Raw genomic sequence first — 14,923 nt, 5'->3', positions numbered from 1 at the left:
GGCTTTTAGAGCTCTAAATTTAAGTATTGTGTCTCAATTGTAGGTAGAACTCCTTTATGTATTTGTGATGCTCAATTTGATATATTTATAATATGCGGAATCTTTACCAAAAGCGTTTTGTTATCTATCAAATATTGTCTTTTATAATCACTTAAAGAAATATTTAAATCTGTAATAAATAAGAAATCAGATAATCTTTGATTAGAATAGTCAATAACTACAACTTTTAAATTGTCAACCTCGGTTAATTTGTGTTTGATGTGAATTGCATCGAATATATGTGTTTTATTATCACCTGGTTCAAGATAGAAATTGCTGCTTTGTGCAATATTTTTATTATTGATTTGTAAAGCAAAAACAATATTTCTTTTACGAGTAGAATAGAAAGTTGTTTTAACACTAAAAGTATCATCTCTTAAATATCTTTTAATTTCAACATCATGTCTTTCAGTTGGAGTTACTTTTGTATTTACTTTATAGTGAGCTACCATATTAATTTTGTGCTCATAAACTTGGATTGGTTCTGAATTATTAAGCATAAAAGTTCTCCAGGAAATTATTAGTTGTTAAATATAAATTTTGCTTAAAAGTTAGCAAATCTAAATTAAGTTCGGCTGGCATTTTAATATTAAAAAAGTGTTTTAAAAATATAATTCTTTGTAAATCACTTAATTTAGCTAGTGTGGCTTCAAAATAATTTTCTTTTACCGATCGATGAATAGACTTTGAACGAATATATGCATTATAGCCTTCTAATATATCTCAAACGATTTTTGTGTTATTTGAATCAAGTAGTGTATTTAGTTTTTTCATTTTTGTACCTCATTAATTAATGCAATAAAAAGTCCTTATCCGAAAAAACGCATAAAAAAAATAAAAAAATCCTCATAACTTGAGGATGTGACAATTGTCATATGGTGGCTCCGGCAGGAATCGAACCAGCGACACACGGAGCTTCAATCCGTTGCTCTACCTACTGAGCTACAGAGCCAAATGGCGGTCCAGACGGGGATCGAACCCGCGATCTCCTCCGTGACAGGGAGGCGTATTAAACCACTTTACCACTGGACCATGGTTGCGGAGATAGGATTCGAACCTATGACCTTCGGATTATGAGCCCGACGAGCTGCCAACTGCTCTACTCCGCGATATTGTTTTTTTTGGTGATATTTATGAATATCAAATGGCGGGCAATGAGGGATTCGAACCCCCGCGGGACTTTCATCCCCTGGTAGTTTTCAAGACTACTCCCTTCAGCCAGACTTGGGTAATTGCCCTTGGTGGATCTAGCAGGACTCGAACCTGCAACAGACCGGTTATGAGCCGGTTACTCTAACCATTGAGTTATAGATCCAATACTGCTAGTATTTTTCCAAATGGTAGCACCGATGAGAGTCGAACTCATGACCTTCCGGGTATGAACCGGATGCTCTAACCAGCTGAGCTACAGTGCCATAATGGTGGAGAGGAAGGGAGTCGAACCCTCTACCTCCTGCGTGCAAGGCAGGCGCTCTAGCCAGGTGAGCTACCCCCCCATAAAATGGTGAAGAAGAAAGGATTTGAACCTTCGACCGCTTGGTCCCAAACCAAGTGCTCTGCCAAGCTGAGCTACTTCTCCACGTGCTTACAAATTGTATAAATAAGTGATATAAAATGTCTTTGTAAGCATTGTAATTATATAGATATTTAATAACTATCGATTAAAATAATTATTATTTTTACACTCTTCATAAGTGCCTTTTTATTATATAAAATAATGTAATTTTTAACAATAAATTTTAGGTATTTTTATTAACTGTTTTACTTGTCTTTTTTGAATAGTTTTTTGAATAAGCAAAACTTTTTACTAGGTTTTTTGGCAAACTTTTCCATTCCCGGTAATTTAATCATTTCGTCAAAATATAAATTAACGTCTGAACCAATAACCACGTTAAGTTCGCTACCGTTTTGAAAAACGTCTTTAACGTTATCAATAAATTCCATTGTGCTTTTGTGTGCTTTTGTTTGATCTTTTATTTCAAATCTTAACCTTGAAGCACAATGGTAAGCATTGGTAATATTGTCTGCTCCACCAATAATTTCAATAATTTCAAAAGCTGTTTTTTTGTATTTTTGATCATCTCTCATAATTATTTTCTCCTGAAAATTATTATACAAATTTTTTTACTCATTATGTGGTAAATGTAAGGGAAATAAAAAAAGCACGAATGCTTTTGGTATTAATAAATAAATGGTGGGAACGAATGGACTCGAACCATCGACCTCACGATTATCAGTCGTGTGCTCTAACCAACTGAGCTACGCTCCCATGCATCAACAATTTTACATTACAATTGCTGATTTTGTTAAATAAAATATTAACGTTTTGAAAACTGACGTGCTTTTCTAGCTTTACGTAATCCTGGCTTTTTACGTTCTTTGTTACGAGCGTCTTGTGTAAGCATTTTTTCAGGTTTTAGTTTAGCTCTATAGTCAGCTGAAGCTTCAAGTAAAGCTCTTGCAATTCCTAATCTAATTGCTCCGGCTTGTCCTGATAAACCTCCACCACGAACATTTACTAAAATGTCGAATTGGTTTTCAACTTCGGTAATTACAATCGGTTGCATAGCATCTTTAATTAAAATGTCGCTCATTAAGTAATCTTTAGCTTCACGTTTATTAATAACGAATTTTCCTGAACCAGGACGTAGAATTACTCTAGCAACTGATTTTTTTCTTCTACCTAATCCTCTATACATTATATCTGCCATTATTTAACCTCTATTTTCACAGGTGACTGTGCTTCTTGTTTGTGTTTGTCTCCAGCATAAACATATAAGTTAGTAAATTGCTTACGCCCTAATTTTGTATGTGGTAACATTCCTTTAATAGCTTTTTCTAAAATAGCAATTGGTTTTTTAGCTCTTAGTTTTGCTGCATTAATTTCTTTTAATCCTCCAGGGTATCCAGAGTGTGAGTAATACATTTTGTCTTCTTCTTTATTTGCAGTTAAAATAATTTTTTCCGCATTAATAATAACTACATTATCACCCATATCTACGTTTGGAGTAAATGTTGGTTTATTTTTACCTCTTAAAATAGTTGCCACTTGTGCTGCTACTTTACCTAGTACTTTCCCTTCGGCATCGATAAGGAATCATTTTTTTTCAACTTCAAGATGTTTTACGATTGTGGTTTGTCGCATATTGCTCCTTGTTTTTTAGATTATTTTATAATTTACTTTTATTATAATTAACACTAAAGTTAATGTTGCCATCGCTAACGGGCGCGACAACCTGAACAAAAAGTGAAGTTCCTTATAAATAATAAAGTATTTTTTAGAAAACAGACATTTTTTTAATCTTTAAAATTATTAAAAAATCTACCCCAGTGGAATAGATAATATTTCTTTTCTAATTTTACTAAATTTAACATGTAAAAGAATTCAAGGGAAGAATAAAAATCAGAAAAATATCGACAAAATTGCTCAAATTAATAACGCTCTAATTTCAAATTTTTCATATCTAGCAATATTAACCGAAGTTATGATTTCAATTATTGCCCCTGCTGACGAAAATATTATGCTCGTAGCAACTGAAGCGGCAAAAAAAATAATTGATAAATAAAATCTTGAATTAGATAGGTTAATCGGGTTAATATCGCTGCCATCGATTATAACAACAGAATTATTACTTGCACTGTAACTATTAACTGCTGCAGAAATATAAAAACTTAAAGAAACAATTGCAGATATAAAAATAGCAATACACAAAGATCATACAATTGTTCCTGCTCTAATTAAACGATGATCTTGTTTAACTCTTCTTTGCAGATATCTAATTTTGCTTTGTTCTTGTTCACTCATTTTTACTATCTTTTTTATTACTTATATTTCCTAATCGATTAGCTTTATCTTTATATAACAAATCCATCAATTTATTTATTGGTAAATATAAAATAATTATAATCGAAAATATAATAGCGCTTTGAATAAAATCCCAAGGTAAAAGTACAACACTTGTATTTAATCCGTAAACAAAATAGTTGATTAAAAAATAGCTTCCAACTTGAAAAAGCAATGTAAAAAATAGTGCAATAAAATAAAATAATCAGGCTAATTTTTTAATTTTAGTCGCAAGTACCAAAATTATTGCTGAAATTCCATATATTAAAATGCTGAAATATCAAAATGGATAAGCAGCTATTAAATCTGCTATTAAAACTCCAAAAACTACTGGAACTAGCGTTCAAAAATTTTTCATAATAACTGGACTTAAAAAAACTATTATTCCAATTAAATAAATCCCATTGCCGCTTGTTCCAATTGGGATTCTAAAAAAGCTAAAGGCTACAGTTAGGGCCATTAATAAAGATAAGACTGCAATTTCGTGGGTTGATATCCCCAAATTAACTTTTTTTTGCTTCATTTAATAATTATATTTAATCCTTTAGCCAATTTCCCCTTTTGGAAATTTTTTTATTTAACTCAAAAACAAAATAATTGAAAATTTTAGGCATTTTTTCATTGATTATGGGCAAAAAAATATAAAATAAAATAGATGGGGGATAGAATGGGAAATTATGGGACATATCCAAGATCACTTGATAGCCGTTACAGAGTTAGTGTACCGGCTAAATTTAAAGATAATTTTGGTGACCGTTTTTTCATTGTTCTAGGTTTTGATAATGTTATCGAGATGTGAACCGAATCTGATTTTAGAATTTATACTCAAAAGTTAGACCAAAGCAATTATCTTGATGCTGCAGCAACAAAATTTAAAAGAGCTTTTTACCAAAGAAGTTCTGAAGTTGAAGTTGATGCTAAAGGAAGATTTGTAATTCCTGAAAACTTTATTAAAAAATCTGCCATCAAAAAAGATGTAGTTTTCATTGGAGCTGGTTCAAAAGTTGAAATCTGAAGTTCAGAATCACAAGAAGAATTTGATTCAATGATGGATGATTCTGCTTATTCAGAAGCTGCCAAAGCGGTTTTTGAAAACGAAGTAGAAAAATCAAAGGAAAAATAATAGTGGATTTTCATAAACCCGTGCTATTAGAACAAGTCCTTGACCAAATTGATAGTTTAACTAATAAAATTTTTGTTGATGCAACTATTGGTTATGCCGGACATTCTGCAGCTATATTAAATAAAAATAAAAAACTAAAATTAATCGGATTTGACCAAGATGATTTTGCAATTAAAAATAGCAAATTGAAACTTGCCCAATATCCAAGTGCCCGAGTATTTAAGAGTAACTTTAGAAATTTTGACACTCACTTACAAGCACTAAAAATTGATAAAGTTGATTATTTTTTAGCTGATTTAGGAATTTCCAGCGTCCAAGTAGATTTTGCCGATAGAGGTTTTAGTTATAACAAAGATGGTCCATTGGACATGCGCATGAATCAAGAACAAAATTTGACTGCACACTCAATAATTAATAATGCAACTCAAGATGAATTGGTCCGTATTTTTACTAAAAACGCTGATGTAAAATTACCAAAAGTAATTGCGAAAGCTATTGTAGAAAACAGACCATTAAATTCAACTTTAGAACTTGTAGATTTAATTAGAAAAGCATTGCCAGCTAAACTAGTTCGTCAAAAAAATCATGCAAAAACTGTTTTTCAAGCACTAAGAATTGAAGTCAACGATGAATTTTCTGCTCTGCAAGAATTTTTAACTAAAGCAATTGATTATCTGCCAGTTGGCGGTAAATTAATGATTATTAGTTTCCATTCTGCAGAAGACAAAATAATTAAAGATTTCTTTAAAAATTTGATTCAACGTGAACATGACTTTCGCTTACCAATTATTGAAGAAGCTAAGTTCAAAGCAAAAACTTATAATCCAACAAACGATGAAATTACAAACAATAAACGCTCACGAAGTGCAAAACTTAGAGTTTTAACCAAACTAAAAAATTAAAGGATAAATATGGGACTTCCAAAATACCAGACACTAGTTGAAATAGACATAGCAACTTACAGATTTGTAACCTATGTCAATTTTGATAATGTTGATTCTATTGTTTTGGAAAAAGAATATTATGTTGATAAAGATGATGTTGAATCAAGTCTTCAAGCAGCTAGAACTTATTTAGTTAATTACTATGAAAAAATAGGAACTCGCTTAGAAAAAATAGACATTGTTTATAAAACAGATTTTTTAAAAACAACTTTAAATGATTTTAGCGTAACTAAAACTTTAAACGAGAATTACAACTCTAAAAAGAAAATCATTTCTTTAATCAAAAATATAGCAAGCCAATATGAAAAAGTAAACCAAAATCACTACATTATCGATGTAGTGCCTTTGCATTTTAATGAATTAAATGTTTATGATGAAACCATTAACATATATGAGTCTATCGATGAAATTAATTTTGATAACCAAAAATTTGAAATTCACGCAAAAATAACATGTGCTGAAAAATCAATAGTAAATAATTTAAAAGAAAAATTTAAATTGCTTGGTCTTAAAATTAATAAAATTTATCCATATGCAAAATTAGTTAATGATGCTTTTGTAAACAAGGATTTAAAAGAAGACTTTATCAACATACATTTTGGCCGAAACAAAACATATATTAGTAAACGCGAAGACGGAAATGTTACAATTATAAAGTATCTTGATTTTGGTGAAAATTCATTTATAAAACATACAATGAATGAATTTGATTTTGATTATGATACTGCAAAAAAATATCACTTTTTATTTTCTCATTTTTTAGAAACAGCAATAGAAAGAAAAGATGAAATCAATTATTTCTCTCCTCTCTTATCAGTAAAAGATTTTATCAATAACTACACTAAGTTGATTACTAGTTTTTGAGAAAAAACAAGCGAAAGTATAAAAGATATAAACGGAAATAAAATTAAATTATTTTTTTCTGGAAACATTTCATTTATGGGTAAAACACTTGAAATTGCATCTAAAATTTTTGATGATCGAGAAGTTGAATTGCAAACCAATTATCGAACACCAGGTTTAGATGAAATCAAATTTTACTCAGTTTGAGCTTTATCTCGAATTAGTAATACTTCAAAAAGTTCATTAGATACAAGCACATTCACAATGCCGTTACAATATCTAATCAACCAAAATTACAGCAAAAGAAAAACAACCTTCTTATAAAGGAACTATATGCAGGAAAAACAATTTGTACCCACAGCATCAATTAAGATTATTGGTGTAGGTGGTTCAGGGACTAATAGTGTTAATAACATGATTCAGAGTAATTTGCAAGGCGCTGAATTTTATGTTGCTAACACCGATAAACAGGCTCTAGAAAATTCTTTAACTGAAAATAGAATTCACTTAGGTAACGAAGGTGATAATAAAGATAGTGCAAGAGGACTAGGAGCAGGAGCTGATCCAAAAATAGGTGAAGCAGCTGCACAAAATAGTCTTGCAGAAATCAAAGCTGTTGTTAAAGGTTCGGATATGGTAATTATCACTGCCGGAATGGGTGGTGGAACAGGAACGGGTGCTGCACCTATTGTAGCTGAAGCTGCAAAAAGTGCTGGTGCCTTAGTTGTTGCAATTGTGACTACTCCTTTCATGTTTGAAGGGAACAAAAGAAAAAATAATGCTCTTGAAGGAATTGATAAACTAAAATCAAAAGTTGATTCAATTATTACTATTAGCAATGATAAATTACTTGAACAATTTGGTGATGTTCCATTAAATGATAGTTTTGTTTATGCTGATACCATCTTAAAACAAACCGTTAAAACTTTAACTGATATTATCGGAGTTCCGGCTAGAATAAATTTGGACTTTGCAGACGTTAAAACCGTAATGGCAAATAAAGGTAATGCAATTGTTGGTATTGGTCGAGCTACAGGTAAAGATAGAGCTGCTAGTGCTGCTGTTCATGCAATTTCTAGTCCTATAATTGAAAATTCAATTAAAGGAGCTAGTGATGCAATCATCAACATTAGTGGTTCGAATGTTACCTTAAAGGAGATAAATACCGCAGTTGCAGTTATTACCGAAGCTACTGGTAAAGACACAAATATTATTTTTGGTACAAAGATAAATGATTCAAATGATGACGAGATGTACGTAAGCGTTATTGCCACAGGAATTGATACAAGTAGAAAAATAACTTCCGTTGAACAAAAAACAGAAGTTATTGAGTTGGTTAAAACATTAGAAATTGAATATGAAAAAGAATCAACAAAAGAATTTCTTTTAGATGATCCTTTACCAGCTTCTGAAAAATTGAGTTTGACAAGTAAAATTTTACAAACAACACATTTTGACCTTGGAACCAAAACCAATGAAACTACATTAAACAAAGCTAAGAAAAGCAAGTTGCCAAATTGATTTTCAAAAAAAGATAACTAATTTCGATGTTTCGAAGAAATTAATTATCTTAGAAAATTATTTGATAACAAGCCAGTTTGGCTTTGTTTTTTTATTAATATGGATTTGAAAAATTTCCTAATTCAGGATATTGGTTTTTGAATATATCTTTAATTAATTCAAAAACCATTAACATTGCTTTAACATCATTTTCACAATATGTTTTTAAATTTTTTTCATAATCACTTTTTCATACTTCATCAGTTATATTTCCCATATATCTTTTGATCCCAGCTTCCATTGCGACTAGTCCATTTTGAATATCCAAAGATGAATATGGAATTATCATATTTTTAAAAGGATAGTTATGTTTTGTTATAAATTTTTCAACTAATTTGATACTTGATTTTCAGTACAATTCACCAATTAAAATTAAGCTTTTGCTTTCTTTAAAAAAATCATTTAAATCAAGTGTATTATCAATAATTTGCTCTACTTTTTTTTGATAAATTTCATAGTTTAAAAAATTACTCATTTCCATGATATTAACAATACTTCTTAAAACACTATTTTCAAATGCCTTATTATATGTAATATATCTAGCAGGTAAATTATTTTGTAAATCTGCAAATGAATAGATTCGATCTATAAATTTTGCAATTTGTTCTAAATCAATGTTAATTGGATCTATTATTAAATTTTCGGCTTCATCTTCACCTTGTAATTGTGTGCTGTTCATTGTTCTAATTATTGAAACTTGAAAAGGAATTTTTGTATAGGGAACAAAATTATCAATTGCGCAAAAAGGAAAAGATATAGTTTCAAAATCGTATCATATGTATTTAATGTCTTTTATTAAATATTTATCAATTTCAGTTTTTGTTAATTCTTGATCAACAACTTTTAATTCTTTTTCTAGTTTCTCAATATATTTTTTCAAATTAATTCATTCAGCTTCTGAAGCTAATTTATGTAATTTAAACTTTACTTGATTGTACTTTTTTGCATCTGGATAAAAATAAGTGAGTAAATCACTTTTAAATGGAACATCACTAAATTTATTATATAGCCGGCTTTCTAAATCATATTTATCTATTACTAATTTGCTTATAGATTTGCGCCTTATAATTTCATTATAAATATAAATTGGTTTTTCAATCAAACTAACCAGTTTGTAAATTTCGTTATCATATTTAATTGAAGAATGTAAAGTGCCATCTTTCATTTTATTAAATATTTCTTTAACAGAATAATTTAGATATGAATATGGTAAATTTGCTTTGCGATTTTTTATATCATTATCTCTTTTTTTAAAAACATACTCACCTTATATAAATTTTGATTTTTTAATTAGTTCATCAACATAATTGCTTACGATTAAATCATTTTTTCTTTTAGAATCAAATGCGAATGTTTTTTGAATATTGATTGTGTAAGTTTTTTTATAACTAATTTTTCCTTTTTCTAATGAATTTAAATAGTCCATAATTAAAATACAATAATTGTAATTAACTAAATCGCTAAAATAAGTTTTATCTAGATCGTCAATTAAAAATAAATTATAAAATGCTTTTAAAAAATCTTTTGCAAGTGTTTTGGCAGAAAATTTTAAGGCGCCAATTTCTTTTTGATGTTTGTCAATAAAAAACAAATTCAATTCATATTTATCCGTATAAATGAATGGGTTAATTATTAATTTCACACTTTCGTTTTCAAATGCTTGAATTGTTTTTTTATACCTAATTTCAGGTTCCATTTTTTTGTCAATAAAAACAATTTCACTATCATGATAGTTTTCACATAATGTTTGAACTGCTGAATCATTATGTAATTTGAATACATTTACTGCATCACTTACACTCCGGTATGAAACCTCATCATTTTCTTCACCAAAATCCCATAACAATTCTTCAATGTTAGATTCAGAATCGTCTAAATCTTCTTCCGTAATTGCAGACTTTTCAAATGAATTTCAAGTGAAATATGGATTTTTAAACTGGTGATAATTACTAAACTGAATAAATTTTAAAATTTTATCCTTCGAATATTGCATTAGCTTTTCCGACCTCTTTCCATTTGTCAATTAATTTTTGTCATTCAACTTCATTTTCACATTTTAAATATTCGATTAAATCACCATCTTTATTTAAATCAAATTCTGGGCTGATACCTGATTGTGTATAAATTTCATACCACTTTTTGATATATGCAATATCGTTTTTAACCATTGCTTCATCTAATTTAAACTTAAATGTTTTGATTCTTCTTTTTTCAATTGGAAAATCATGTGGATTTTTATAATCACTTTCTTCTAAAAATGTTGCAACAATTCAAAATTGTTTACTACCTTTTAAAAATGAATACAACTGTGCTTGTCGTTGATATCCTAAAGGAGCATCAGTTCAGTTAGTGTAATTTTTAAAACCCGTGGTTTTAATTTCAATAATTGTATTGATTTCAGGAATATAAGCATCTGGTGTTCCACCTATAACGGTATCCTTATCAGCAAAGTAATCAAAGTTATATTCTTTTTGATCATATGTTTCAAAAGTATAATTTTTGAAGTGACTTTTTAAAGCATCTAAAACCTTGGGTTCAATTGCTATTCCAGCATCTACGTATTTTGTATCAAGCATTGGTAAACCAATATATGAAATATCACAAAAAGCAGCAAAGGGTGAATCAAAATGTCCTAATGCCAAAACATTCGAAGCTCTTGAAGCAGTTATTTTTTTAAAACCTTTATTGAATCCCATTTGATTATTTAATAATTTTTTGTGTAATTCTTCAGATAAAGTTAGTTTTTTAGTATTCAAATCCAAAAAATAATCTTTATTATTGTAGTATTTTCTTTTCATAAAACCTCTTTGTTTTATTATCTCATTAAACAATTTTTATATATAAATTTGAAATTAAATAATAGTCAAGGAATGAACAATTTTTCCTAATTTGTCTTAAAGAAATTTAATCTAATTAGTAAATTAAAAAATATGCAAAGTACAATTTGCATATAATTTTAAACAAATAAATCAGCATCTTCTTTGCCAGATTTTGACATTTTGGCATAGAATCCATCTAATTTAAGTAATTGGTCATGTGTTCCAACTTCAATTATTTTCCCATCTTTTAAGACAACAATTTTATCTGCATTACGTATTGTTGAAAGTCTATGAGCGATAATAAAAGAAGTTTTATTTTCTTGTAATTTTAAAAGAGCTTTTTGAATTAAACTTTCTGTTTCACTATCTATATTTGAAGTAGCTTCATCTAATATTAATAAAGTTGAATTTTTCAAAATTGCTCTTGCAATTGAAATTAATTGTTTTTCTCCAGTTGATAATGTGATTTTAGTATCGTCTAAAACAGTCTTATATCCATCTTCTAGTCTTAGTATCATTTCGTGCGCATGCGCTGCTTTAGCAGCTGCATAAACATCTTCATCGGTAGCTTTTAAATTACCATTTCTAATATTTTCTAAAACTGTTTCATTAAATAAGAAATTATCTTGTAAAACTAATGAAACATTTTTTCTCATTGATTCTTTGGTGATTTTTCTAATATCTACACCATCAATAAATATATATCCATTTTCTATATCGTAAAATTTAGTAAGTAAATTTATAAAAGTAGTTTTACCTGATCCGGTTGGACCTACAATTGCAACTACTTCTCCATATTTAACATGTAAATTTATTCCGTGTAAAACGTTTTTATTTCCGTCATATGAAAAAGTCAAATCTTTTATTAGAATGTCTCCTCTAATATTTTGCAAGTCATATTTTTCTGATTCATTTGCTTCATTTTCTTGTTCGAAAATATTCATTACTCTTTTTAAACCGGCTATAGAATTTTGTAAGACGTTAATGTTATTAAAAATTTGAAACATTGGTCCTGAAAAGTTTCTTGACAATAATGTAAATACAGTTAAAACACTATATGCAGCACCAATGTTGGTAGTTCCGCTTGCATTTAATGTAGTGTTAATTCCGCCAAAATGAATATTGTTTACTGCAAATATAACTGGAAAAACAATAACTACTAAGTTCATTAAATCGCCTGAAAATAAATTCCAGCTTAATACTCAATACGAATTAATTAAAGCTTTAACATCATTTTTCTTTTGCTTTGTAGCTAAATCATTAAATTTATTTTGCAAAATTTCTTCAGCACCTAAAGTTTTAATGGTTCTGGCTGCTGAAATAGTTTCTTCTAAAAATCCATTCATTTCACCTAGTGAAGTTTGTCTATCTGTGTAACGTTTTCTACTTATTCTTGCAATAAAAATAATTATTACTAATGAAATAGGTAAAAAACCAAAAATCACAATAGCAGAAATTTGCGGTGAAAATACAAACATAGCTATAGCCATAACAAGCATTTGTGTAACATCACCAATAATTTGAGAAATATTATTTGATAAAAATCTAATAATATTTTCCATGTCATTAGAAACTCTTGAAAGTAAATCTCCACTTGGAGTTTGGTCATAATAAATAATTTTTAAAAGCTTTAACTTTATGAATAAATCACTTCTCATTAAATGAGCTACATCAGTTGAAACAACTACGACAATTCAGTTTCTTATTATACTTAAAACTAATATGACAAGATATGCTCCAAGTAATACTGCTGAATAAATAATTACTTGTGTAGCAATATTATTATTTTGATTTGCTTGAGCAACAAGTTGCATTAAAAGAAATAAAGCTACAATTGCACCAACATTAATTAAAGCAATGATTATTGTTACAACAACTACGAAAATCGAAGCTTTTTTAAAATTTTTTAAATATCTTCAAATGAAATTGAATCCATTTAAAAAATTTGGTTGTTTTTTTAAAAAGACTTTTTTAAGCATTATTCAACTCCCTGATTTGAGCATCGGTTCTTTCTTTACCATTTTGAATATATGCAATATTTCGATAATGCTTATTTTCTCTTAATAATTCAGCATGTGTACCTTGTGAAATTATTTTCCCATTATCCATGAAAATAATTTTATCCATGTTTTCTACTGAATCAATTCTTTGAGCAACGACAATTAAAGTAGTATCTAATTCATTATTTATATTACTTAAAACATTTCTTTCGGTAATTTTATCTAAAGCAGAAGTTGAATCGTCAAAAATTGTTATCTTAGCTTTTTGTGCCATTATTCTAGCTATTTGTAATCTTTGTTTTTGACCACCAGATAAATTATTACCGCGCTGTTCAATAACATGATCTATATTATTTTCGAATTTATTTACAAATTCTCAAGCTTCAGCTAATCTTAATGAATTAATAATTTCATTATTTTTTGATTCTAAATCCTTAATATTTTCAATTCTGTGAACTAATTCAATATTTGATTTTATTGTTCCAGAAAGAATTTGCGGTTCTTGAAATGCTAATCCAACATCATTATTTAAACTTCGTTTGTCAATTAAGCTTATGTCAGTATTTGAAATTTTTATTGTTCCAGATTCAGGTTCAAAATTACGAACAAGCAAATTAACTAGAGTTGATTTACCGCTTCCGGTTGGTCCTATGATTCCAATTCTTTGTTTGTTTTTAATTTTAATATTAATATTTTCTAGTGCTAGTTTTGAACTTTCATAATATCTAAAATTAACATCTTTTAATTCAATATCACCATTTGTAATTTCTAAGTTTTCGTCATTTCATTTTTTAATAATTTCAAATTTTAAAACTTGTGAAACTCTATTAGCATTTTGTGATGACATCATAATTTGTGTTAGTCCATATGAAAGTAAAAATAAACCAATTGATGATCTAAATATTACTAGTGTAAACGGAATTACTAAGGATAATATTTGTGTGTCAATTCCATTTATTTGTAAATATGAAGCAACAATAAATGCAACCATTATAGATACGTTGATTACGGTAATTGCAATTGGTTGAATAAATGAAAAACGTTGTGCACTTTGTTTAGAAGTTGTTACATAAAGATTGTCAGCTTCATCAAAACCGCTTTGTAATTTATTTTCTAGGTTATAACTTTTAATTACTCTTGTTCCTAAAATTGATTCTCTCATTAATCTTTGAACTGTATCAAGTGCTTCTCGTTGCAGTTTAAGAAATTTTCTTGATTTTGCACCAATTGTACTTGTAATGATTATAAAAAATGGAATTGTAAAAGCCATGATTAGTGACAAACTTGGACTTAAAATAATTCCAGTTACTATTGCACCAATTACTAATGAAGCACCTCGAGGAATGAAAATTATCATTTCCAAAAAAGCTTCTTGAAAAAATTTAATATCGCTTGTTGATCTTACAGTAAGTGAAGCTGTTGTAAAATTTTGGATATCTTTATTAGTTAATTTTAAAATTTTGTCATAAATCTGAAGTCTTAATTGCATAGCGAGCTGACTAGATGCACTAACTGCAAAATAATTTGCAAAAAGCGATGAAATAAATGCTGCTAGAGCTAAAGCAAAAACTAAAATTAAATTAATAACAAAATTATCATTGCTCAAACTCCCAGAATTAGGACTAGGAATAAGTTCTGATAAAACAATTGTTTGATAATAAGAAACACCAGTTTGAACTAGAATCAAAATAATAGTTAATATTACAATAACTAAAAGTCTGCCTCTTACTATTTTAAGTAAATAAAACATA

At 28.5% G+C, this 14,923-nt stretch carries 16 protein-coding genes and 9 tRNA genes; 4 read left to right on the top strand and 21 right to left on the bottom strand.

The features are described 5' to 3' along the window. Positions 1 to 5: 5 nt before the first annotated feature. From CG473_RS00420 to CG473_RS00345, 16 genes are all read right to left on the bottom strand, one after another. Positions 6 to 539 carry a hypothetical protein gene (locus CG473_RS00420; protein WP_094254337.1) on the bottom strand — a complete coding sequence of 178 codons (534 nt, stop codon included), beginning with the start codon at positions 537 to 539 and terminating at the stop codon, positions 6 to 8. Then, positions 532 to 813, bottom strand: a complete 282-nt coding sequence (locus CG473_RS00415) for a hypothetical protein (protein WP_094254336.1) — start codon at positions 811 to 813, stop codon at positions 532 to 534. Before CG473_RS00415 ends, CG473_RS00420 begins: the two co-directional genes overlap by 8 nt. A gap of 102 nt (positions 814 to 915) precedes the next feature. Continuing rightward, positions 916 to 991 (bottom strand) — tRNA-Phe (locus tag CG473_RS00410). Between the two features lie 3 nt (positions 992 to 994). After that, positions 995 to 1,071: transfer RNA gene (locus CG473_RS00405), tRNA-Asp, on the bottom strand. Between the two features lies 1 nt (position 1,072). Then, positions 1,073 to 1,148 (bottom strand) — tRNA-Met (locus tag CG473_RS00400). A 36-nt stretch (positions 1,149 to 1,184) separates the two neighbouring features. Beyond that, a tRNA-Ser gene (locus CG473_RS00395) sits at positions 1,185 to 1,277 on the bottom strand. Position 1,278: 1 nt separating this feature from the next. Continuing rightward, positions 1,279 to 1,354, bottom strand: a tRNA-Ile gene (locus tag CG473_RS00390). A gap of 23 nt (positions 1,355 to 1,377) precedes the next feature. Beyond that, a tRNA-Met gene (locus CG473_RS00385) sits at positions 1,378 to 1,454 on the bottom strand. A gap of 4 nt (positions 1,455 to 1,458) precedes the next feature. Beyond that, positions 1,459 to 1,535, bottom strand: a tRNA-Ala gene (locus tag CG473_RS00380). 6 nt (positions 1,536 to 1,541) lie between these two features. Next, a tRNA-Pro gene (locus CG473_RS00375) sits at positions 1,542 to 1,618 on the bottom strand. A 182-nt stretch (positions 1,619 to 1,800) separates the two neighbouring features. Further along, positions 1,801 to 2,127 carry a PTS sugar transporter subunit IIB gene (locus CG473_RS00370; protein WP_094254335.1) on the bottom strand — a complete coding sequence of 109 codons (327 nt, stop codon included), beginning with the start codon at positions 2,125 to 2,127 and terminating at the stop codon, positions 1,801 to 1,803. Positions 2,128 to 2,231: 104 nt separating this feature from the next. Next, positions 2,232 to 2,308: transfer RNA gene (locus CG473_RS00365), tRNA-Ile, on the bottom strand. A 49-nt stretch (positions 2,309 to 2,357) separates the two neighbouring features. Next, positions 2,358 to 2,750 (bottom strand): 30S ribosomal protein S9, encoded by a 393-nt coding sequence (rpsI, locus tag CG473_RS00360; RefSeq protein ID WP_094254334.1) that lies wholly within the window; start codon positions 2,748 to 2,750, stop codon positions 2,358 to 2,360. After that, the gene (gene rplM / locus CG473_RS00355; protein ID WP_094254333.1) at positions 2,750 to 3,184 is read right to left on the bottom strand and encodes a 50S ribosomal protein L13; all 435 of its coding nucleotides are present in this window, start codon (positions 3,182 to 3,184) and stop codon (positions 2,750 to 2,752) included. The genes rpsI and rplM overlap by 1 nt, the downstream gene beginning before the upstream one ends. A 177-nt stretch (positions 3,185 to 3,361) precedes the next feature. Further along, the gene (locus tag CG473_RS00350; protein WP_094254332.1) at positions 3,362 to 3,844 is read right to left on the bottom strand and encodes a hypothetical protein; all 483 of its coding nucleotides are present in this window, start codon (positions 3,842 to 3,844) and stop codon (positions 3,362 to 3,364) included. After that, positions 3,816 to 4,406 carry an ECF transporter S component family protein gene (locus CG473_RS00345; RefSeq protein ID WP_094254331.1) on the bottom strand — a complete coding sequence of 197 codons (591 nt, stop codon included), beginning with the start codon at positions 4,404 to 4,406 and terminating at the stop codon, positions 3,816 to 3,818. The genes CG473_RS00350 and CG473_RS00345 overlap by 29 nt, the downstream gene beginning before the upstream one ends. A gap of 132 nt (positions 4,407 to 4,538) precedes the next feature. On the opposite strand from CG473_RS00345, the gene CG473_RS00340 reads away from it, so the two are divergent. From CG473_RS00340 to ftsZ, 4 genes are read left to right on the top strand one after another with little or no spacing between them, the layout of a single operon-like run. After that, positions 4,539 to 5,006 (top strand): division/cell wall cluster transcriptional repressor MraZ, encoded by a 468-nt coding sequence (locus CG473_RS00340; protein ID WP_094254330.1) that lies wholly within the window; start codon positions 4,539 to 4,541, stop codon positions 5,004 to 5,006. Positions 5,007 to 5,008: 2 nt separating this feature from the next. Then, complete coding sequence (gene rsmH / locus CG473_RS00335) at positions 5,009 to 5,908, top strand: 16S rRNA (cytosine(1402)-N(4))-methyltransferase RsmH (protein ID WP_243720088.1); 900 nt, start codon at positions 5,009 to 5,011, stop codon at positions 5,906 to 5,908. Positions 5,909 to 5,917: 9 nt separating this feature from the next. Further along, a complete protein-coding gene (locus CG473_RS00330) occupies positions 5,918 to 7,117 on the top strand; it encodes a cell division protein FtsA (protein WP_094254328.1) in 1,200 nt (399 codons plus the stop codon). 9 nt (positions 7,118 to 7,126) lie between these two features. Further along, the gene (ftsZ, locus tag CG473_RS00325; protein ID WP_094254327.1) at positions 7,127 to 8,335 is read left to right on the top strand and encodes a cell division protein FtsZ; all 1,209 of its coding nucleotides are present in this window, start codon (positions 7,127 to 7,129) and stop codon (positions 8,333 to 8,335) included. Positions 8,336 to 8,408: 73 nt separating this feature from the next. On the opposite strand, the gene CG473_RS00320 is transcribed toward ftsZ, so the two are convergent. From CG473_RS00320 to CG473_RS00300, 5 genes are all read right to left on the bottom strand, one after another. Then, on the bottom strand, positions 8,409 to 9,518 hold the full coding sequence (locus tag CG473_RS00320; RefSeq protein ID WP_094254326.1) for a DUF2779 domain-containing protein: 1,110 nt from the start codon (positions 9,516 to 9,518) through the stop codon (positions 8,409 to 8,411). Positions 9,519 to 9,620: 102 nt separating this feature from the next. Then, positions 9,621 to 10,346: a hypothetical protein gene (locus CG473_RS00315; RefSeq protein ID WP_094254325.1), complete on the bottom strand. Its 726-nt coding sequence runs from the start codon at positions 10,344 to 10,346 to the stop codon at positions 9,621 to 9,623. Next, a complete protein-coding gene (locus CG473_RS00310) occupies positions 10,327 to 11,151 on the bottom strand; it encodes an MAGa7180 family putative nuclease (protein ID WP_094254324.1) in 825 nt (274 codons plus the stop codon). Before CG473_RS00310 ends, CG473_RS00315 begins: the two co-directional genes overlap by 20 nt. A gap of 158 nt (positions 11,152 to 11,309) precedes the next feature. Then, positions 11,310 to 13,151 carry an ABC transporter ATP-binding protein gene (locus tag CG473_RS00305; protein WP_166623167.1) on the bottom strand — a complete coding sequence of 614 codons (1,842 nt, stop codon included), beginning with the start codon at positions 13,149 to 13,151 and terminating at the stop codon, positions 11,310 to 11,312. Then, the gene (locus CG473_RS00300) at positions 13,144 to 14,922 is read right to left on the bottom strand and encodes an ABC transporter ATP-binding protein (protein WP_094254322.1); all 1,779 of its coding nucleotides are present in this window, start codon (positions 14,920 to 14,922) and stop codon (positions 13,144 to 13,146) included. The genes CG473_RS00305 and CG473_RS00300 overlap by 8 nt, the downstream gene beginning before the upstream one ends. Position 14,923 lies beyond the last annotated feature (1 nt).

This window comes from Mycoplasma testudineum (assembly GCF_002245785.1).
Lineage (GTDB): Bacteria > Bacillota_I > Bacilli_A > Mycoplasmatales > Metamycoplasmataceae > Mycoplasmopsis_B > Mycoplasmopsis_B testudinea.
Note: the sequence above shows the minus strand (reverse complement) of the source record. Positions and strands in the feature narration are given on the sequence as shown.